Source organism: Corynebacterium auriscanis (genome assembly GCF_030408435.1).
GTDB classification, from domain to species: Bacteria; Actinomycetota; Actinomycetes; order Mycobacteriales; family Mycobacteriaceae; genus Corynebacterium; species Corynebacterium auriscanis.
The window spans coordinates 1,185,363-1,205,545 of record NZ_CP047046.1 but is presented as its reverse complement, the minus strand read 5'-3'; the positions used below and the strand labels follow the sequence as shown (position 1 = coordinate 1,205,545).

16 protein-coding genes are annotated in these 20,183 nt (G+C 59.0%); 14 read left to right on the top strand and 2 right to left on the bottom strand.

Annotated elements, in window-relative coordinates; all coding sequences use genetic code 11:
* Positions 1-288: 288 nt before the first annotated feature.
* From CAURIC_RS05025 to aspA, 4 genes are all read left to right on the top strand, one after another.
* Positions 289-984, top strand: a complete 696-nt coding sequence (locus CAURIC_RS05025) for an HAD family hydrolase (protein ID WP_235700621.1) — start codon at positions 289-291, stop codon at positions 982-984.
* Between the two features lie 69 nt (positions 985-1,053).
* Complete coding sequence (locus CAURIC_RS05020; RefSeq protein WP_035112717.1) at positions 1,054-1,326, top strand: phosphoribosyl-ATP diphosphatase; 273 nt, start codon at positions 1,054-1,056, stop codon at positions 1,324-1,326.
* A gap of 72 nt (positions 1,327-1,398) precedes the next feature.
* Entirely contained in the window at positions 1,399-2,244 is an 846-nt protein-coding gene (gene hisG, locus CAURIC_RS05015) for an ATP phosphoribosyltransferase (protein WP_035112719.1), read from the top strand.
* A gap of 483 nt (positions 2,245-2,727) precedes the next feature.
* Complete coding sequence (gene aspA / locus CAURIC_RS05010; protein ID WP_141739653.1) at positions 2,728-4,260, top strand: aspartate ammonia-lyase; 1,533 nt, start codon at positions 2,728-2,730, stop codon at positions 4,258-4,260.
* 17 nt (positions 4,261-4,277) lie between these two features.
* Here the strand turns inward: aspA and CAURIC_RS05005 are convergent, their stop codons facing one another.
* Both CAURIC_RS05005 and CAURIC_RS05000 read right to left on the bottom strand, forming a co-directional pair.
* The gene (locus CAURIC_RS05005; protein WP_035112720.1) at positions 4,278-5,132 is read right to left on the bottom strand and encodes a RecB family exonuclease; all 855 of its coding nucleotides are present in this window, start codon (positions 5,130-5,132) and stop codon (positions 4,278-4,280) included.
* A 218-nt stretch (positions 5,133-5,350) separates the two neighbouring features.
* A complete protein-coding gene (locus CAURIC_RS05000) occupies positions 5,351-6,028 on the bottom strand; it encodes a YoaK family protein (RefSeq protein ID WP_035112722.1) in 678 nt (225 codons plus the stop codon).
* A gap of 196 nt (positions 6,029-6,224) precedes the next feature.
* Here CAURIC_RS05000 and CAURIC_RS04995 point away from each other — a divergent pair, with 196 nt between their 5' ends.
* The 10 genes from CAURIC_RS04995 (at position 6,225) to CAURIC_RS04950 (ending at position 20,183) form a co-directional block, all read left to right on the top strand.
* Positions 6,225-7,058: a tRNA (adenine-N1)-methyltransferase gene (locus tag CAURIC_RS04995; protein WP_035112725.1), complete on the top strand. Its 834-nt coding sequence runs from the start codon at positions 6,225-6,227 to the stop codon at positions 7,056-7,058.
* Positions 7,059-7,218: 160 nt separating this feature from the next.
* A complete protein-coding gene (locus CAURIC_RS04990) occupies positions 7,219-8,088 on the top strand; it encodes a VOC family protein (protein ID WP_035112727.1) in 870 nt (289 codons plus the stop codon).
* Between the two features lie 84 nt (positions 8,089-8,172).
* Entirely contained in the window at positions 8,173-9,759 is a 1,587-nt protein-coding gene (gene arc, locus CAURIC_RS04985) for a proteasome ATPase (protein WP_035112729.1), read from the top strand.
* Positions 9,760-9,870: 111 nt separating this feature from the next.
* Positions 9,871-11,517 carry a depupylase/deamidase Dop gene (dop, locus tag CAURIC_RS04980; protein ID WP_035112732.1) on the top strand — a complete coding sequence of 549 codons (1,647 nt, stop codon included), beginning with the start codon at positions 9,871-9,873 and terminating at the stop codon, positions 11,515-11,517.
* A 166-nt stretch (positions 11,518-11,683) separates the two neighbouring features.
* Positions 11,684-11,899, top strand: coding sequence for a ubiquitin-like protein Pup (locus tag CAURIC_RS04975; protein WP_035112734.1), 216 nt, complete (start codon positions 11,684-11,686; stop codon positions 11,897-11,899).
* On the top strand, positions 11,896-13,341 hold the full coding sequence (gene pafA, locus CAURIC_RS04970; RefSeq protein ID WP_035112736.1) for a Pup--protein ligase: 1,446 nt from the start codon (positions 11,896-11,898) through the stop codon (positions 13,339-13,341). Before CAURIC_RS04975 ends, pafA begins: the two co-directional genes overlap by 4 nt.
* 72 nt (positions 13,342-13,413) lie before the next feature.
* The gene (locus tag CAURIC_RS04965) at positions 13,414-15,774 is read left to right on the top strand and encodes a WYL domain-containing transcriptional regulator (RefSeq protein WP_156963316.1); all 2,361 of its coding nucleotides are present in this window, start codon (positions 13,414-13,416) and stop codon (positions 15,772-15,774) included.
* A 179-nt stretch (positions 15,775-15,953) separates the two neighbouring features.
* A complete protein-coding gene (gene tatA / locus CAURIC_RS04960; RefSeq protein WP_035112738.1) occupies positions 15,954-16,256 on the top strand; it encodes a Sec-independent protein translocase subunit TatA in 303 nt (100 codons plus the stop codon).
* Between the two features lie 44 nt (positions 16,257-16,300).
* Entirely contained in the window at positions 16,301-17,443 is a 1,143-nt protein-coding gene (tatC, locus tag CAURIC_RS04955; RefSeq protein ID WP_084588044.1) for a twin-arginine translocase subunit TatC, read from the top strand.
* Positions 17,430-20,183, top strand: coding sequence for a DEAD/DEAH box helicase (locus tag CAURIC_RS04950; protein WP_035112740.1), 2,754 nt, complete (start codon positions 17,430-17,432; stop codon positions 20,181-20,183). The genes tatC and CAURIC_RS04950 overlap by 14 nt, the downstream gene beginning before the upstream one ends.

Genomic DNA, 20,183 nt, shown 5'->3' with positions numbered 1-20,183 from the left:
GAACAACGAATGTGCAGCAGAAGTCCAACAAAAACGCGCCATTTTGTCAGAGTTCTGCTGCACATTGTCCGGACGACTACGAGGGGCAGCGTTTCTGTTCCGCAACCCAGCTACATCGCGCAGTCTTACAATCCCGTTGAAAGACGAACGCACGGGAACATAGTGTAGGGAAGCCCTCAAATTCGCTGCCCCGCACGACTCACCTACCCCGGTGGAAGAGAAAAGCGCGGGAACGAAGGACAAGCTAGGCTGCTGAGCAGGTGGGCGTCGTTTATGGTGGGAATTATCATGAAGGCTATTTTGTGGGATATGGACGGCACCCTCGTAGATACGGAACCGCTATGGGGGATTGCGACGTTTGAGATGTCCGAGGTAATGGGGCGGCGAATCACCCCTGAGGTGCGGGAATTAACGGTAGGTGGCACCACCGAAAACACTGTACGAATCTGTGCGAATTACGCAGGGCTACAACTCGACGAGAGTGAAACGCAGCACTGGGTGCAGTGGATGTTTCAGCGCGTGGGGGAGCTGCTGAATTCCTCGCTACCGTTTCGCCCAGGCGTTCCCGCCTTACTGGATGAAGCCAAGGCGGCGAACATCCCCATGGCGCTGGTCACCAATACTGCCCGGCACCTGACGGATGTGGCGTTAGAATCCATTGGCTGCCATTACTTTGTGTTGACCTTGTGCGGGAACGAAGTGCCACAGGGCAAACCCGCTCCGGATATTTACCTGACTGCTGCCGAAAAACTAGGTGTGGCACCCGAGGATTGCCTAGTTTTTGAGGACTCACGCGCGGGTATGACAGCCGCCTGGACGGCCGGTTGTCGCGTGGTCGGTGTACCCACCGATCCTCAGATGGACACGCCCATCGAAGTGCCACTCTTACGCGAACTCACCGATGGGGAGGAAGACTTGGCGCTGTTCGATCTGCAGCGAATCAAGCAGCTATATGCGAATTACCCGCGCCCGGGTGCGAGCTAACATGGCGATTCCCGGATTACGCGGGGGATCATCCCGCGGTGTGTACGCCGACGTGCAACAATAGGGAACGTGAACGAAAAGAAGACATTCGAATCCCTGTTTGCCGAACTCGCACAACGCGCCGCCGACCGCCCTGAGGGCTCGAGCACTGTCAAGGCCCTAGATGCGGGTGTGCATTTCCAGGGAAAGAAGATTGTCGAAGAAGCCGCAGAAGTGTGGATGGCGGCTGAATACCAATCGGATGACGAGTTATCGGAGGAGATCTCCCAGCTCATCTACTGGCTGCAGGTTGTGATGATCCAACGGGGCCTGCAGCCCGAAGACATTTACAAGTTCCTCTAACTCAACCCCTTCGCCCATCTCGGCGCTGCTCAGCCGGGTTTTCTCTCGATCGAATAAAGAAAGTGTGACGACATGCTCCGTGTTGCCGTTCCCAACAAAGGCTCGTTGTCCGAAGCCGCCACCGAGATCCTCAAGGAAGCTGGGTACTCTACCCGCGGTGATTCTAAAGCGTTGACCGTTTTGGACGAACAGAATCGGGTGGAGTTTTACTTCCTGCGCCCCAAGGACATCGCAATCTACATTGCGTCTGGCCACTTGGACATGGGCATTACCGGGCGCGACTTGGCCGCGGATACGCGCGAAGAGGTAGAGGAGCTCATGGGTCTGGGCTTCGGCGCTTCCACCTTCCGCTACGCAGCACCTGCCGACGAGGAATGGGATCTCGACAAGCTCGCGGGTGCGCGCATCGCCACCAGCTACCCGAACTTGGTTCGCAAGGATCTCTCCGCCCGCGGGATTGAGGCCGACGTCATCCGTTTGGACGGGGCAGTGGAAATCTCGATTCGCTTGGGAGTCGCCGATGCCATTGCCGACGTCGTTTCCACCGGTCGCACCCTGCGGCTGCAGGGCTTGAAGCCTTTCGGCGATCCACTGTGTGTTTCAGAGGCCGTCATCGTGGGCCGCAAGGGGGTAGAGGTCACGGAGGAGCAACGAGTGTTACTGCGCCGCATGGAGGGCATTTTGCACGCCAAGAACTACGTGATGCTGGATTACAACGTTTCGCGCGACAAGTTGCAGGCAGTTGCAGATGTCACCCCTGGTTTATCCGCGCCCACCGTGTCCCCGCTGGCCAACCAGGACTGGGTTGCAGTACGCGCAATGGTTCCACGAAAAGATGCCAACCCCTTGATGGACGAGTTGTCTGCACTAGGAGCGGAAGCAATCCTGGCCTCCGACATTCGCATCGCGCGTATCTAGCACCCCGCGGGTGGTACTTAATCGCCACTGCAGCGGAGTGGTGTGTCGCACATTGGAGTAGTGTGTCGCCACAGCATCGCGTGGTTTAACGGGCCCTACAAAGTGTCGCGCACTGGAGTGGGTGTCGCGCACTGGAGTAGTCGTGGTGCATTAGGGTGATTGTCCTACGCACCGGGCTAACTCGCGCGCACTGAGCTGGCGGATAGACAGGCCTCACCCGTCAGAACAAAGGTTTATTCCTATACACAATTCAATGCGAGCACGGGTGGATATCGCGCAAAACTATAATTCATCCACCCCTAAAAAGGCGTGCCAATAAAGCCACCCCGAACGCCACAAAAGGCAAGACCAAATCGGGTTTTACGCCGAAAGATCGTAAGTTCCGCATCTGGGCAAGCCATGGGGGTCCGAACAAATGGTTATGGTGGACGACGATCGATCTTTAACAACACCTAGACGACCGAGATAAAAAGGACTCCCTTCATGACAGACACCCCTGTCCCATCCGCTTCCGCTCCGGACGCTGAATCGGGTCGCGTCGTAACCTCGACGGACATCATTACCCAGGCTGAAACACACTCCCAACTGGCCCGCTCCGCCGAAAACTTCCGTGTAGAGGAAGACCTGCTGGGAAAAATGGACATCCCGGCCGATGCGTACTACGGTATCCACACCCTGCGTGCGGTTGACAACTTCCAGATTTCCCGAACCACCATCAATATGTTGCCGGAGTTTATCCGCGGCATGGTCATGGTGAAGAAGGCCACCGCCATAGCTAACCGCGAAGTCGGAGCTCTGCAGGAGGAAAAGGCAGAAGCCATCATCTGGGCTTGCGACCAGGTGCTCGTTGAACACCGATGCATGGATCAATTCCCCATTGATGTATTCCAGGGTGGAGCCGGCACCAGTGTGAACATGAACACCAACGAGGTCATCGCCAACCTCGCTCTGGAGCATTTGGGCCATCCCAAGGGCAGCTACGACATCATCAACCCCAACGACGATGTCAACATGTCACAGTCCACCAACGATGCATACCCAACGGGCTTCCGCCTAGGTTTGCACTTCGCTTTTGACGAGCTAATTAAGCACCTCGACGCCGTACAGCGCGCCCTCGACAACAAGGGTCGCGAGTTTGCCCGTGTGTTGAAGATGGGCCGTACCCAGCTGCAGGACGCAGTCCCTATGAGCTTGGGGCAGGAATTCCACGCTTTTGCAGCCAACCTCGCCGAAGAGCAGCTGCAGCTGTTGCGAGCACAGGAGCACCTACGCGAAGTAAACATGGGCGGTACCGCTATTGGTACGGGCGTGAACACCCCTCCCGGCTACCGCGAGGCCGTGGTCCGTGCGTTGGGCGAGGTCACCGACCTAGACATTTCCTCCGCACGCGACCTAATCGAAGCCACCAGCGACTGCGGTGCGTACGTCAACGCCCACGGTGCCGTTAAGCGTGTGGCGATGAAACTATCTAAGATTTGTAACGACCTGCGCTTACTGTCGTCTGGCCCACGCGCTGGCCTCAACGAAATTAACCTGCCTCCACGTCAAGCGGGCTCGTCCATCATGCCGGCCAAGGTGAACCCGGTTATCCCAGAGGTTGTTAACCAGATCTGCTTCAAGGTCTTCGGTAACGACACCACCGTTACCATGGCCTCCGAAGCCGGCCAGTTGCAGCTCAACGTGATGGAACCTGTCATCGCACAGTGCGTGTTCGAATCCGTTCGACTGCTGGCACGCGCCTGCAATTCCCTGCGTACCCTGTGCGTGGTGGGTATCACGGCCAATGAGGACGTCTGCCGCAGCTACGTGGATAACTCCATTGGTATTGTGACCTACCTGAACCCACTGATCGGCCACCACAATGGTGACATCATCGGTAAGGAAGCCGCTACCACCGGCAAATCCGTACGAGAGCTGGTGCTGGAAAAGGGCTTGCTCGATGAAGAAACCCTGGAAAACGTCCTCAGCGCCGAGAACCTGCTGAACCCGAAGTTCCAGGGCAAGCTGTACAAGTAACAGCTGCCGTCCGTTTCCTAACGGACTAGGAGCTGCAGCGCTAGCTGGCGCGGGTACTCAGGGGGAGTGCCTCCGAATTCTGGGCAGATGTCTTGAAAGTGGCACCAACCGCACAACTTAGTTTGGCGCGGTTGGAACTCGCCCGTTTCCACATCACGCGTAATGGCCTGCCACAAGACGTTGAGGTCGCGTTCGAAGTATTGCAGTTCCGCAGGACTGGGGCTAAGTACCATGTCATCGGCCACTTTCAAGTACATCAATCGCAGCTGTGCCGGAATGTCCCCAGTCATGCGCCACCACACCAATGCATAAAACAGCATCTGGAACTTCGCCGTCTCCGAATAACGAGGCAGGGGCTTTTTGCCCGTCTTGTAATCCACCACTCGGACCTCGCCGGTGGGAGCAACGTCCACACGGTCAATGAAGCCACGCACGGGAACCCCGTTGGGCAACGTCATATTGACGTACTGTTCGCACTGGTGCGCATCGAACCCCTCCGGATTCTCCATGTGGAAATATCCCTTAACCAGGCTGCGACAATCAATGAGGTAATCGTATGTTTGCTCTTCAGGGACCAGATCCAGCAGTTCCGGATCATCAGCAACCATCTGTTGCCACTTGGGCTTCAACATCTTGACCGCAGCCGGATACGTCCGCTCCCCACGAGGCAAACCGTGCAGGTCCTCGAGGACCGCGTGCACCAGCGTGCCTTTGACCTGTGCGACAGTCTTGGGCTCCGGCAACCGATCAATCGCACGCAGGCGAAACAGCAGCGGGCACTGTTTGTAGTCAGAGGCGCGACTGGGGGATAGCGCTAGGTGGGAACGTCGCTGGGAGTGTTCGGGCGTATTCGTCGGCTCGGGAGTATTCACAACATCCCATTCTAAGCAGTAGCCGGACCTGCTCCACGCTCGGCAGTGCTGAACGCTGGGCCATATTCAACGCTCGGCAGTGCTGAACGCTGGGCCATGTTCCACGCTAGGTGATGCTGAACGCTGGGCCATGTTCCACGCTAGGTAGTGCTGAACGCTGGGCCATATTCAACGCTAGGCAGTGCTAAACGCTGGGCCATGTGAAACCCTAGGTGATGCTAAATCGGCAAACCCCGCTCGCGGCGAATCGCGCGCACTCGGGCATTCACGATGGTGGCAATCACTACGATCACCGTGACGAAATGCACCGCGCCGATCTCGAACCAACGAAACGCCAACGCGCCCGCAATCGCGCCAATCGACAAGCTCGTCCACAAAACCAAGTGGGCCAACCACACCACATGGCTGCCGTCAAAAAAGGCATCCACAAAACGCTGCCCCATCTTAACCAGTGTCCCGGTCATGTACGTCAGCGGAATGGCGACTTCTCCGCGCCTCTCAAAAATGCTGTTCATAGCGCCAATGGCTACGGATACCACGGCAATGCCGAACCGTTGTGCGTCCAACAAAATTAACGACGATGCCACCACAAGTAGCGCGCAGATCAGCAGCAGGACATATTCCCGCGCCCAAGTGAGGCCGCGGGAGCGGGTGACGAGGCGTCGAACCAAAGCCCCCAACATCACACCAACCAGGAACAAAATGATGCAGGAACCAGCCAACCCCATCAGGTGAGGCTTTCCATCGACGAAGGCCGTGGCCGAGCGAGTGGTGTTGCCTGACATGAAGGACAAGAAGACCCCGCCCAAAAAGATGAATCCCACCGAGTCCAGAAACCCAGCCACAAAGGTAAACACCATGGCCAGCAATCGTTCCCCGGGCCGGTATGCCAACATGTGCCACGTTCTCCTTTACTTCTCACATCGTCACAAGCACCCCAGTGGCACTGTCCACACTTTAGAGTTTGCCACGTGACCGTCGTAGGATTGCGCTATCCGCTCTCATAAAACCGATGCGCGCGCCCAACCAGATACTGCGCCAATGGGGGCACTGATGCACTGCACACTTAATTGAGGAGAGGATTCCCAGTTCATGGCCTACTCGGGTAAGTTTACCGCCGGTGACCGCGTCCAGCTCACCGATGCCAAACGGCGCCACTTTACGATTACATTGGAAGAGGGGGCCAGTTACTTCACCCATAAGGGCGAAATCAAGCACGATGACATCATCGGCCAAGATGAAGGCACCGTGGTTGATTCCACCGCTGGCGGCCAATACCTGTGCTTCCGGCACTTGCTTGTCGACCACGTTCTTTCCATGCCACGCGGTGCTGCGGTGATCTACCCCAAGGATGCGGCACAAATCCTCGTGGAAGGCGATATTTTCCCCGGCGCAACGGTGCTGGAGGCCGGCGCTGGTTCCGGCGCCATGAGCATGTGGCTTCTGCGCGCCGTGGGCAGCACGGGCAAGGTGATTTCCTACGAAATCCGCGAGGATCATTTGGAATACGCTGAGAAGAACGTCTCGGAATACATGGGCGGGCACCCGGAGAACTGGGATCTGCGCCTAGGTGACCTCAAAGATGTACGCAAAGACGACGTGGGGGAAGTTGACCGCGTACTGCTGGACATGTTGGAGCCGTGGGAGATGCTGGACACGGTCAAGGACATCCTGATTCCCGGCGGTGTGTTCATGACGTATGTGGCGACCGTGCCGCAGTTGATGAAAGTCATGGAAGGCATTCGCGAAACGGGTTGTTTCACCGAGCCCAAGGCGTGGGAATCCCTTGTGCGTGAATGGAAGGTAGAGGGGTTGGCCACCCGTCCGGAGCACCGCATGAACGCGCACACTGCCTTTTTGATTCTGGCTCGTCGCTTAGCCGATGGTGTGACGGCCCCACGTCCACAGCGCCGCGCGCGACGCTAATCCTTTAACGGGGTCCAGTTTCCCCTTTTACGAAACCCGGTCTCCTTCCCGGTTTTCTGGGCGTGTTTATCGCCTGCCAATCCCGCACCGTCTGCTGGTCCGCCTCACCGCCCGTTGTTCGCCCAGCGCAGTGCCCCCGCGAGGGCTACACTGTGTGGCTATGAACCACGCTGAGCCCTCGCCAGTTGTACCGGGCGTGCGCCCAACTGGCGTTCCCGGGTGGGTGCACGCTCATCCGCACGATGCCGAAGCGTTTCGCGGATTCTATTCGCGGCTTTTCGGCTGGCAGTGGGATACCGTTGCCGGTTCCGTTCCTGGAGAACAGCGGTTTGTTGCCTTTTCTTCTCGACGCCCCGTCGCGAGCCTATCTAGTGGACCCCAGGCGCCGGTAGCCAGCGTGGGGGCCGCCCCCGCCCGCTGGTCAGTGTGCTTCATTTCCAACGATGTTCGGGCTACCGCGCAGCGAATTTTGGCCGCGGGTGGCTCCACGGTGTGTCAGGATTCCGTAACGCAGGATCCGACCAAGCTTGTGGCCGTGGAAGCCCGAGACCCCAAGGGTGGGGCGTTTGTGGTCCTCAACGAGGCATCGATACCGCAGCCCCCAGCGCCTGCGGGCCCAGCGACCGTAACATGGGCGGAATTGATCACCAGCGAAGTGTCCACCTCCGCGGAGTTCTATGAACGCATTTTCGACCTCGGTGACATGGGGTTAGATGATGCCGATCCTGGGTATAAAACGTTGACCAAGGACGACCAAAGTTGGGCTGGAGTGGTTGCTGGCCACCAGAGACTGGGGGAGCATGCGAACCCTGACGTGCCACAATGGCTGCCGTGGTTTGGTGTGGTGGACCTGCCCCAGACGGTTGAGTTGGCGAAGACTCTGGGGGCCACGGTTGTGGTCGAGCCAATTGAGATGATGCCCGGGCTGGGGATCTGCGTGATGGCCGGGGTTGAGGGCGAGTTATTCACGTTGCACGAGGAAGACTTCGGTCCCGGCCCCGATGCCACGGCGGTGACAATCGAGCACTAGCGGCGCATGGCGGATTTCTGTTTCCTCAAGGTAAATCTTCCCCACCTCGCCAAGAAGAAGTACCAACTGGCTAGACTTGGAACAATGACGGAGCCACAGTCCCACCAGTCCCAGCCGCCGGAGACTCTGCGGGAATTGCAGATCGCCAACCGCGCCCTCGGAGCGCGAAACCAAAAGCTGGCCGATATGCTCCGCGCCTCCCGCGCCAAACTGGAGGAAATGAATGGGCGGCTGGAAAAAATGTCCGAGCCCCCGAGCACCTATGGCACTTTGTTGCAGCTCAACCCGCAGGGGCACACAGCCGAGGTCTTTACCGCTAACCGCCGCATGCGGTTGCCGGTGAGCCCGTTGGTGAACCGCGCCACCTTACAACCGGGCGTGATGGTGCGCCTCGGGGAAGGCCAGGTGGTGGTGGAAGCAACAGGCGCCTACGACTCGGGTGACATTGCGCAGGTCGTAGAAATCGTGGGTGACGATCGTCTGATCGTGGCCGATAAGGTAGGGGAAGAAAGCGTAGTGAGGGCCGCGAGTGCCTTGGCGCGCGACATTGCCGCAGACGAAGTATCCACCGGGGACTCGGTCATTGTCGATCGGCGCGCCGGCTGGGCCTTCGAGGCGGTCCCACGCCAGGAAGTATCCAGCTTGGTGCTGGAAGAAGTCCCGGATGTGAAGTACTCGGATATCGGTGGTCTGAGCGCCCAGATCGAGCAAATCCAAGATGCCGTGGAACTGCCTTTCCTGCACCCGGAGGTCTACTTGCAATACGGCCTGCGCCCGCCAAAGGGAGTGCTGTTGTACGGCCCACCGGGTAACGGCAAGACCCTCATCGCCAAGGCCGTCGCAAATTCATTGGCGCAGCACATGACCGAAGGGGATTCCTCCTATTTCCTCAACGTCAAGGGCCCGGAGCTGTTGAACAAGTTCGTCGGCGAGACCGAACGCCAGATCCGCCAGATATTCGAGCAAGCCCGGCGCGCAGCTAGCTCGGGTCGCCCGGTCATCGTTTTCTTCGACGAGATGGAAGCCCTGTTCCGCACCCGCGGCACCGGCGTGTCCAGCGACATGGAATCCACGGTGGTGCCCCAGTTACTCGCGGAACTTGACGGTGTGGAGGGCGTGGAAAACGTCATCGTCATCGGCGCCTCCAACCGCGAGGAGCTCATTGACCCCGCGATTCTTCGCCCCGGTCGCCTAGACGTCAAGATCCGAGTCGCCCGTCCCGATCAGGCCGCCGCTGTTGACATCCTGTCCAAGCACTTAACGGCTGCCATTCCTTTTGACGCCGAGTTGGTGGCCGAACACGGCTCCGCCAATGGTGCCGCCGCGTATTTGCGGGAACGTATCACCTCAAAGCTGTTCGAACGCAGCGATCAGCACCGGTACGTCACCCTCCACTTCGCCGATGGTGGTTCCCGTGATCTGTATTGGGGAGATTTCGTGTCCGGCGCAATGCTGGCCAACATCGTCGACCGGGCGAAAACCGCCGCGATCAAGGAAGTTCTGCGCAATCCCCACGGCACCGGTGGCGGTATGGCCGCCCACCATGTCGATGCCGCCGTGGAGGCCGAAATTGCACACAATGAGGATCTACCAGATACCACCAACCCGGCAGAGTGGGCGCGCATATTTGGTGTGTCTTCCCGCCGCGTTGTGGATATCACCGTCGCTTAATGGCAGCCGCTGGGCCAGCTTTTCTGGACGGTGCTCCAGCCCGCGTTGCACCCCACTCGTCGCTCAACCTGTTCCATCACCAGTTCCCCCACACCTGAGGAGCATCCCCCAATGCCCGTACGCTTTACTCGCTCTGGCCAGCACATCATTGGCAGCGAAACGGAATACGGCATCGTCGCCGTCGATGCCCCCGACGTAAGTCCCATAGTCACCAGTACCCAAGCCGTGGTGGCCTATGCAGAAAACAGCAACCAAGGCATCAACAGGCGCACGCGGTGGGACTACGAAAATGAATCCCCACTTCGCGATATCCGCGGCTTCGACCTGCGCCGATACCGATCGGGAGCAGCTCCCGTGTTGGACCCGAACGCGCTGGGTGCCGCCAACGTCATTACATCCTCCGGTGCCCGCTTCTACGTGGACCACGCGCACCCTGAGTATTCCTCTCCCGAAACAACCAGTGCGTGGGATTGCGTGGTCTGGGATAAAGCCGGCGATGTGATCATGCACCAGGCTGCGCAAGCCAGTGGCCAAGTCGCGGACCAGCCACAGCTGAAGATCTATAAAAACAATGTCGACGGCAAAGGGGCTTCCTACGGTAGCCACGAAAACTACCTGTATCCCCGCAGCGTGGATATCGAGCAGGTTCAGCAAGCACTAATCCCACACTTCGTCACCAGACAGGTTTACACGGGTGCCGGCCGTGTTGGCCTGGGGGCCACCGGGGAAGAACCGGGTTTCCAGATCTCACAGCGCGCCGATTACATCGAGACGGACATCAGCCTAGAAACCACGCTGAACCGCGGCATCGTCAACACGCGCGACGAACCCCACGCGGATGCCAAGAAGTGGCGCCGTTTGCACGTCATTATCAACGACGCCAACATGTCCGAAACCGCCGCCTACCTAAAGTTCGGAACCACCGCTCTAGTGCTTAAGGCTGTGGAGTACAACGTGGATTTTTCCGACCTCCGACTGTTGGAACCGGTGGCGGATGTACAGCGCGTATCGCGCGATCTGACATGCTCCGAGCCACTGAAGTTCTACGGCAATGTGCAGCGCACCGCGATTGAAACGCAACGCGAGATTCGTCGCCGAATCATTGACGGCTTGAATCCCCACGGTTTGCTGGATGGCCCTGCAGCCGAAGATGATCGCCAGGTATTGGACCTTTGGGAAACCATTCTGGATGCATTAGATAGCGACCCACTGAGCACCTCCGATCGGTTGGATTGGACGGCGAAGCTGGCGCTCATCAATGGGTACCGCGCACGTGGTCTGGAGTGGGGTGATCCCCGTTTGGCGCTCGTCGATCTGCAATACACCGACATTGATCCCGATCGCGGCTTGTACCACGCTTTAGTTAAACGCGGTCGCATGCGCACGCTGGTTCCAGCTGAGGCAATCGACCATGCCGTCACCTGCCCTCCGGCGGATACACGGGCGTGGCTGCGCGGGCACCTCGTAGCCAACTATTCCTCGGATGTACTAGCGGCCAACTGGGACAGCCTTGTCCTGGATACACCCAGTGACGGCCGCCAAGCCACCCGTGTGGTTTTGGATGATCCGAGGATCTTCACCGCCCCAGAAACCGAAGGCATGTTCCCGTGTTACAGCCAACGGGTGATGCAATCGGTTGACCGTGGGGGCGTCGAGGTAAAAAACCTACTGAGCGGCGAAGATACAGCACACAACATTGCCGAAGTGGTTGCCGCGTTGCAAGCGCGGTATCCGGATCGCGTTGGTGGAGTGGGGTAGAGCTCCAAGGGTTTAGACCAAAGGGAACTGGGAGGTCGCTACAGTAGAGACCATCCACAGTTCTCGGGGCTTGGCCCCAACGAACGACACAGTCCAATCAGTTGCCCCGGTGGCCCGGCCGGATACTGGAAATAGGGTGCCCCGGCAACGAGAAAGGGAAATTATTATGGCGCATGGTCCAGGTTCCGCAGGTGGTTCCAGCCAAGTCAGCGGCGGGGGTGGCCGCGATGATCACGATGTAAACGATGATGTAATGACTGGTGGCGGATTAGAGAACGTCCAGGTCAGTGGCACTGACGATCTGCTTGATGAGATCGATGGGCTGTTGGAAAACAACGCCGAAGAGTTCGTACGTTCCTACGTGCAAAAGGGTGGACAGTGACCGCACTTGTTCGCCGCATCATGGGTGTGGAGACTGAGTATGGCATCACGAACGTCATGGACTCAGCTCGGCGCCTAGGCCCCGATGAAATCTCCCGCCAACTATTTGCGCCGATCGTGGAGGAATTCCGATCCTCCAATATCTATACGTCCAACGGCTCCCGCTTGTATTTAGACGTGGGCGCGCACCCGGAAATCGCCACAGCAGAGTGCGATAGCTTACATCAGCTGATTGCCTACGACCGGGCTGGTGACGTTACGGTTCACGACTTAGCTGAGAAGGCAGAGACCGTGTTGGCCGAGCGGGGGGTTGGTGGTCGCGTGTACCTATTGAAGAACAACACAGACTCCATGGGAAACTCCTACGGCTGCCACGAGAATTACCTGGTGAGCCGCGATATTCCCCTGAAGGCCCTGGGGGCGCAGCTGTTGCCGTTCCTGGTGACCCGCCAATTGATCTGTGGCGCAGGAAAGATCTCTATCCCCACTAAGGGTGCCCCAAACGAGAATTTCCCCGCGGGGTACACCATGAGCCAGCGGGCAGACCATGTGTGGGAAGGCGTTAGTAGCGCCACCACCCGCTCGCGCCCCATCATCAACACCCGCGATGAACCCCATGCCGACAGCGGGAAATACCGCCGCCTGCACGTGATTGTGGGGGATTCCAACATGTCGGAGATCACCACCGCGCTCAAGGTGGGTACGACGTTGCTGGTGTTGGAAATGATTGAGGCAGGGGAGAAGCTGCCCGATTTTGAGATTGCCAATGAGATCCGCTCCATTCGAGAGATCGCGCGGGATTTCACCGGCACCGAACCCGTGAAGCTGCGTTCGGGGGCCACGGCTTCCCCCTTGGACATTCAGCGGGCGCTGCACGAGGCGGCGTCGGAATGGTTAACCAAACGACCAGAACCCGACTACAGCGACGAAGGTTGGCGCGGAACGCCGAACGAACAGATGCGGCCCATAGTCGAACTGTGGGGCAAGGTCTTGGAATGCTTTGAGACGGGCAACTTCACGCCTGTATCTCGCGATATTGACTGGGTGATTAAGAAGACCTTGCTGGACCGCATGGCAGAGCGCGGTGGACTGAATATTACGGATCCGAGGCTGGCGCAGATCGATCTGACGTATCACGATATTCACCCTGACCGAGGTATATTCAATGTGCTGGTCAAACGCGGCATGGCCAACACTTTGGTAGATCCCGCCGAGATCGAGCGCGCACGGACTTTGGCTCCCGCCACCACGCGAGCGGCCATCCGTGGGCAATTCCTCAAGGCCGTTCGCCGGTACGACGTGCCACACACCGTGGACTGGATGCGGTTGAAGATCAACGGCGAGCACGCCCAGGAGGTTGTGCTGCCCGATCCTTTCGCAAACACCAACGAGGATGTCAACGCGATGCTGGGCTCCTTGCCGGATCTTGCCGGCAACGCATAATCGCTGACGCGTAATCACTGTCCCGTGACCGTAAACCCCTTGACCATTGCAGAGTGATTGAAAGAGCGCACTGTGACTAGAGATTCCTCATCGGAGCTGGGCCAGACCCAACCACAGGGCCAGACCCAACCGGAGGGCAACGCCCAACGCCAGGGTGGCGCCCAGAAGCCAGCCCTACCCGTCGAGTCCGCCCAACCACTCCTTCACACCCCCATCCCCAGACGGGGACGGCGGGGCAACACGCCCGTGGACGTGACGTGGCGAGAAGGCACCGCGCGACTGATGAACCTAGTAATTGCGCTAGCACGGTCCAACACGCCACGGTCGTTTGAATGGATCCGCACCAATGTCGACGGCTACAGCACAACAGCCGACCCGGCCTCGGTCAAGCGCCAATTCGACCGCGACCGGGCGACTTTGGCCGACGTGGCCGGCATTCGATTGGTTGAAAGCACCATCGACAGCGAATTCGGCACCGCTAAGGACATGGCCAAAGGCTGGACCCTTGAAGCGGCCGCCGCCTTTATGCCCCGTGTGGAATTCAGTGCGCAGGAAAAAGAAATCCTAGCCACCGCAGCCCAGTGGGCCCACGGACACGAACAACAAGCGGTTGCCCGTACGGCCTTCCGCAAGCTGGCTAGTGCCGGTGTTGCTGCATTGGATTCGCAGGCAGTAGTCACCAACGTGCCGGATCACATCGACTTAGATCAGGCCTCACTACAAGCCCTATTCCGAGCACTGGATCGGGGCCTGCGCATTGAATTCGACTACTACCCAGCCCCTTTAGTCGAGCCAATGCGCCGTCAGCTGGACCCTTGGGCATTCGCCACAATTGGCGGACGAACCTATGTCACGGGTTTCGATCCAGACAAGCAGGGCCAGCGAACATTCCGGCTAGCGCGGCTGGGTGGGGTAGAAGCACTGCCACAGTTCGTCGAGCACCAGGCTCCCGAGGGAGTGGGCAACCATGCACTAGTTCGGCGCGGGTTGTCGCGAGCGGGGGAACTCATCGATGCGAAGCTAGAGTTCCGGGGTCCTGGCGCGTGGGAGTTGCGGGATAGATGCGATGCCACCGAAGGTACGGCGCCCAACGCATCAACGGTAGCGATGATCCGCGGCGTGCAGCGGCAATGGTTAGTGCGCACGGCTGCGGCCTACGCCACCGATGCCGTGATCATTGAACCATCCGATGTAGCCGCGGAGGTTCATAGCATTGTGGCCTTGGCCAGCGGTGATGGGGCGCACACAGGAAAGACCGCTGTCGCTGATTCCGCCACGCCCAACGCCACGCCCAACGTCGCATCCAACGCCGCGCCCAACGTCACCGATCCCGCTCCAGCTGCTGACGACGACCTCGCGGTGCCGGATGCCACCCCATCCGAGCCATCCCACGCGTTCGAACCACATACCTACGGTGAACAATTCGTCCGTTGCGTGGATCTCCTCGCGTGGTTCGCTAACCACCCCGGCGGAAGCTTCATGGCGGCTGCGCGCGATCTCGGCACCTCCGTCCCCCAGATCAAACACGAACTGAAGCAACTCGAATTTTGCGGACTTCCCGGTTACCTGCCGGGCTCGCTCATCGAAGTTGAGTTCCACAAAACTGGCGCCACCATCCAGTTCTCCGCAGGCATCGATTCGCCCATCCGCTTGACCTCTGCCGAAACGGCCACAATTCGCGTGAGCCTCGACGCCATCCGCGACGTCATCGACCCCACCGACGCGGACGTTGTCGATGGCTTGATCGCTACCATTGCTGGCTTGGCCGTCGGTTCTTCTATTCATTCCGACGCCCCCACGCACCCACCTCACACAGCAGATGAGCAGGACCCAAAGGTCAGCGAGTTCGGCAAGCAGCAGGGCGTCGACCAAGAAAAGGTGAAAGAACAACCGCATATTCACCTGCGTTTGACAGAGGCCATTCGGCACCGGTGCACGGTGACGGTGGAGTACACCTCTTTATCCTCAGATTCGCGTACCACCCGCACCTTGCTGCCGGATCACTTGGGAGTAGTGGACGGCGAGACATACCTATGGGCCCGCGAAACTGATGAAGCCAAGCCGGGGCAGCGGCGCTATGCACTCAGCCGGATGAACGTGCGTGAAGTTGGAGAAGAGGGCTCGGCGGGCAAGCGGGTGCAGCCCCGCATCGATACGGCCAACCCGTTCGGCTGGAGCGAATCGACCCCGTGGGCACGCGTGGCCATCGATGAATCGGCGCGGTGGATGTTGGAGTACCAACAAATGTGGGTCATCGATGACGATGTGGAGTCCAACGGGGGAGAGATCCTTGTGATGATGCCGGACACCGGGGCTTGGATTGAGAGATTTCTCATTGCGTACACGCCGAGCGTACGGTGCATACAGCCGTTAGAATTGGTCGCTAGGGTTCGCAGCCGGGCGCGCCGCGGGTTGGCCAACTACACGGACTAAACCGCTCCGCCCGCGCCCGGCCTGCTAGCTAACATGCCGGGCTCCAACCCGGTTGTTGCCCGGGACTCCCCACGGAGAGTGCTAGGGTGACTGTGACAACTCATTGTTTTCCAGATTCTTGCGTGATGCACCAAAGGTGAACGTAAAGCATGAAAATTTCGAATGCGAGGTAACCACCCATGCCAGGTCCAACAGAGTGGCTTCTGATCCTGCTCGTAGTTCTTCTACTATTCGGAGCAACGCGCTTGCCGAACGCCGCACGTGGTTTGGGACGGTCGATGCGTATCTTCAAGTCCGAGATGGACGAGATGAAGACCGAAAGCAACCAGCGCAAAGGAATCGCTGCGCAGGACCCACAGCAGCCGGTTACTGGTGAAACTCCAGAGCAGTCCGCTGCTCGCCTGCAGATGAACCAGCAGGCACAGCCCAAGCCACAGGGCATGGCTCAGCCGGTTGATCCCAACCACCCACAACAGCCTTAAGAAAGCAGTCTCCACCAGGAAAGAAGGTTGGCTGACGGCCTATCATGACTACCTCCAGTAGCCTCAGACCGGGTAGCTCCAGCCCCGACAGTCCTTTGACGGAGCAATCCCACCGGGTGAACTCTCGACGGACGGTCAAAGCTCCCAGAATTCGTCGTAAGAAGTCACCCACGGGAGACATGACGATTGTGGAGCACATCAACGAGCTCCGGCGCCGGTTAGTAGTGTCATTGCTGATCATCGGGGCTGGTGCCGTCGTTGGTTACCTCTGGTACGGCAATGGGGTTGGCCCCATTCCCAGCTTGGGTGACCTGCTGAAGCGACCCTATTGTTCTCTGCCTCCGGAACAACGCTTCGGTTCGGCATCAGGGGATTGTCGCCTACTGGCTACGGCCCCACTGGAAATGTTTATTCTGCGACTGAAGGTCGGAGCCTTGGCCGGAGCCGTATTTACCTCTCCATTCTGGCTGGCCCAGATTTGGGGGTACATCACCCCGGGTTTGAAGAAAAATGAAAAACGCTGGACCCTGACCGTCGGTTTGAGTGCGGGTCTGCTGTTCGTCTTGGGTGCAGTCCTGGCGTACTTCGTCCTCGCGTATGCCTTTGACTTCCTGCTTACCATCGGTGACGGCACCCAGGTTGCCGCGCTGCGGGGTTCGGATTACTTCCACTTCATCTTCACGCTGATCCTCGTGTTCGGCGTGAGCTTCGAAGTGCCGCTACTGACGGTGTTGCTGAACTTCGCGGGTGTTTTGAGCTACCAACAGCTCAAGGAGAAGCGACGCTACGTGATATTGTTCATGTTTGTTTTCGCCGCATTCGTCACCCCAGGTCAGGATCCTGTCTCGATGGTGCTGTTGTCCTTGGCACTGACGTTGATGATGGAGATTGCAACCCAGATTGCACGTATCCACGATAAGCGCAAGGCACGTGGCAACGCGGAATGGATGAATGTGCCCGATGATGAGGCCGCGTCCATCGGAGGGGCCAGCCCAGTCGATAGTGCTGCTGGGGCTCCGGTTTCTTCCTCTATCGATGCACCCGCTCCCATTGCCGATTACCACGCGGTAGAGGCCACACCGGCGCCGCGTAGTAGCAGCGCTGCTCGGCCCATTCAGCAACCACAACCCACCGGAAGGAATGATCTCAATCTCTCAGGAGGCTCAGCCTTCGATGACGTCCTCTAAGGTTCCCTCGGAACTTCACCCCGAGGTTCAGCGTTTTCAGGACCGATACGATTTCCCCCTTGACCCTTTCCAGCTGGAGGCGTCCAATGCCATCGCCGCAGGGAGGGGAGTGCTCGTAGCTGCACCCACCGGCGCCGGTAAAACGGTGGTCGGTGAGTTCGCGGTATTCACGGCGTTTCACAACCAAGGCACCTGTTTTTACACCACGCCAATCAAAGCCCTGAGCAATCAAAAGTTCCACGACCTCACGGACCAGTACGGCGAGGACAATGTGGGACTGCTGACCGGTGATGTCACCATTAATGGCGATGCGCCTATCGTCGTGATGACAACCGAAGTACTGCGCAACATGATTTATCAGGGGTCCGATAGGTTACGCACGCTGACCCACGTGGTCATGGACGAGGTTCACTTCCTCGCCGATAAATCCCGCGGCCCCGTGTGGGAGGAGGCGATCCTGAACCTGGATCCCAGCGTGATCTTGGTTTCCCTCTCCGCAACCGTATCCAACGTGGAAGAATTCGGTGGCTGGCTATCCACGGTACGTGGCCACACGGACATTGTCCTCACCGAACACCGCCCCATCCCGCTGTCTCAGTTCATGATGGTCGGACGGCAGATTATGCCACTGTTTCAATCGGAGCAATCCCGACAACACTCCGCTGCCATGAATCAAGGGACAGCAGTTAACCGTGCCGTCGTTGCGGCCGCCGCGAAGGCGGAGGAATCCGGAAAGCGTCGCGGGCCCAAGCGTTCAGATGTGGCGCTGCACTTGGATGCGGCCAACATGTTGCCAGCGATTTACTTCATATTCTCCCGCGTGGGCTGTGATGCCGCGGTGAAGCAGTTGTTGGCCGACAAGGTGGAGTTCACGACAGCTGCCCAGCGCGCTGAGATCCTCGATACCATCGATGAGGGAGTGAAAGGCCTGACCCAAGAAGACCTCAATGTTCTGGGCTTCCGCCAATGGCGGCGGGCAGTCTCCCGCGGGTTCGCCGCCCACCATGCAGGCATGCTGCCAGCATTTCGCCACATCATTGAGGACCTTTTCGAGCGCGGTCTCCTGAAGGTGTGCTTCGCCACTGAGACTTTGGCCTTGGGCATCAACATGCCAGCTCGGTCGGTGGTGTTGGAGAAGCTGATTAAATTCAACGGTGAAGCCCACGTGGACCTCACACCAGGTCAATATACCCAGTTGACCGGTCGTGCGGGCCGCCGTGGCATCGACACCAAGGGCAACGCGGTGGTGCTGTGGGCACAGGGTATCGACCCGCACGCGGTCGCCGATCTGGCTTCCACCCGAACGTATCCTCTGGATTCGACATTCCGCCCCGGCTACAACATGGCGGTCAACCTCATCAACACCAAGGGTTTGGAGGAATCCCACCGCCTGCTGCAGCGTTCATTCGCGCAATACCAGGCCGATGGCACGATCGTGGAAGCCGCCGAGGCCGTAGAGCGTCGTCGCCGGCAGTTAGTCGAGGCGGAAAAGGCATTACGCGACGTCATTAGCGACTTCCGCCGCAAGGCCGCGCGTTTTGAAGAGGATCTTGACGCCGATACCTCCACGGTGGTGGATTATGCGCGCCTGCGCCGGGAACTCAGTCAGGAGGAACGCCGTGCCAAGCGCGATGCCGGAATGGAGCGCAATAAGGAAACCGCCAAGCTGTTGGCCAACCTCACCGTCGGCGACGTGCTCGCCCTGCCTACCGGCCGCAATCCCATGACCGCCGTCGTGGCCCGCAGCGACCACCGCCATCACAATCCCAACCCGACGATCATCACAGAAGACGGCTGGGTAGAGCGCGTATCCGCGGAAACGTTCGGCAACACGCCCATTCACATCGGCCACATGAAGCTCCACAAGGGAGTGGAACGTGCCCCAAAGCGGTTAGCCCGGTCAGTGGCCGCCAATCTGCGTCGCATGCACTTCGATAAACCTGCCAAGCTCAAAGCCAAGGCCCGAGGTGGTTCCGCCCATGCGACGGAACTGCGCCAGCGTGTCCACTCCCACCCGGTACATGCGTGGGAGGGTCGCGAGGAAATGAATCGCGCCGCGGAGCTGTACATTAAGGCCCAACGTCGCTTAGCATTCGAACAAGACGAGGCAACACCCGACCGCGAAAGCCTATCCTCCCAGTTCAACCGCATTTTGGCACTGTTGGAAGAAATGGACTACGTGGAACTCACTAGGGGTGAGGCTGGCCCTGACATTACCGACGCCACGATCACCCTCGAAGGCGAACGCTTGGCCCGCGTGCACCACGAATCCGATCTTCTCATCGCGCAGTGTCTACGTCGTGGCATCTGGGACAATTTGGACCCGGCTGAGCTCGCCGCTGTTACCAGCACGTGCGTATTCGAAAACCGTAAGGAGACCTCCGGGGATGCGGCACTTCCCACCGACGATCTCGAGGATGCTGTAAAGCACACGCTGCGCATCTACAACGAGTTGGCATCGGACGAACAGCGCCACAACTTGCCACTGACCCGCCAACCCGAACTCAGCTTTGCGACGGCAGTCCACCAGTGGACGGCCGGCGCACCACTGGAATACTGCTTGCAAGCGGCCGAAGCGGCGGGCGCGATCCTTACACCTGGCGACTTCGTGCGGTGGTGTCGGCGTGTCATTGACCTGTTAGATCAGATCCGCCAGACGGGCTATTCCGCGGAGGTTAAATCCGCCTCCCGGAAGGCAGTGGCCGCGATGCAGCGGGGCGTCGTCGCCCTAGAGATATAA

Coding starts and splice junctions, on each gene's coding strand:
- arc (WP_035112729.1), top strand. CDS start 8,173: ATGACGGAGCCACAGTCCCACCAGTCCCAGCCGCCGGAGACTCTGCGG.
- CAURIC_RS05000 (WP_035112722.1), bottom strand. CDS start 6,028: ATGTTGGCATACCGGCCCGGGGAACGATTGCTGGCCATGGTGTTTACC.
- dop (WP_035112732.1), top strand. CDS start 9,871: ATGCCCGTACGCTTTACTCGCTCTGGCCAGCACATCATTGGCAGCGAA.
- CAURIC_RS04990 (WP_035112727.1), top strand. CDS start 7,219: ATGAACCACGCTGAGCCCTCGCCAGTTGTACCGGGCGTGCGCCCAACT.
- tatA (WP_035112738.1), top strand. CDS start 15,954: ATGCCAGGTCCAACAGAGTGGCTTCTGATCCTGCTCGTAGTTCTTCTA.
- CAURIC_RS04950 (WP_035112740.1), top strand. CDS start 17,430: ATGACGTCCTCTAAGGTTCCCTCGGAACTTCACCCCGAGGTTCAGCGT.
- tatC (WP_084588044.1), top strand. CDS start 16,301: ATGACTACCTCCAGTAGCCTCAGACCGGGTAGCTCCAGCCCCGACAGT.
- hisG (WP_035112719.1), top strand. CDS start 1,399: ATGCTCCGTGTTGCCGTTCCCAACAAAGGCTCGTTGTCCGAAGCCGCC.
- CAURIC_RS04975 (WP_035112734.1), top strand. CDS start 11,684: ATGGCGCATGGTCCAGGTTCCGCAGGTGGTTCCAGCCAAGTCAGCGGC.
- CAURIC_RS04995 (WP_035112725.1), top strand. CDS start 6,225: ATGGCCTACTCGGGTAAGTTTACCGCCGGTGACCGCGTCCAGCTCACC.
- aspA (WP_141739653.1), top strand. CDS start 2,728: ATGACAGACACCCCTGTCCCATCCGCTTCCGCTCCGGACGCTGAATCG.
- CAURIC_RS05025 (WP_235700621.1), top strand. CDS start 289: ATGAAGGCTATTTTGTGGGATATGGACGGCACCCTCGTAGATACGGAA.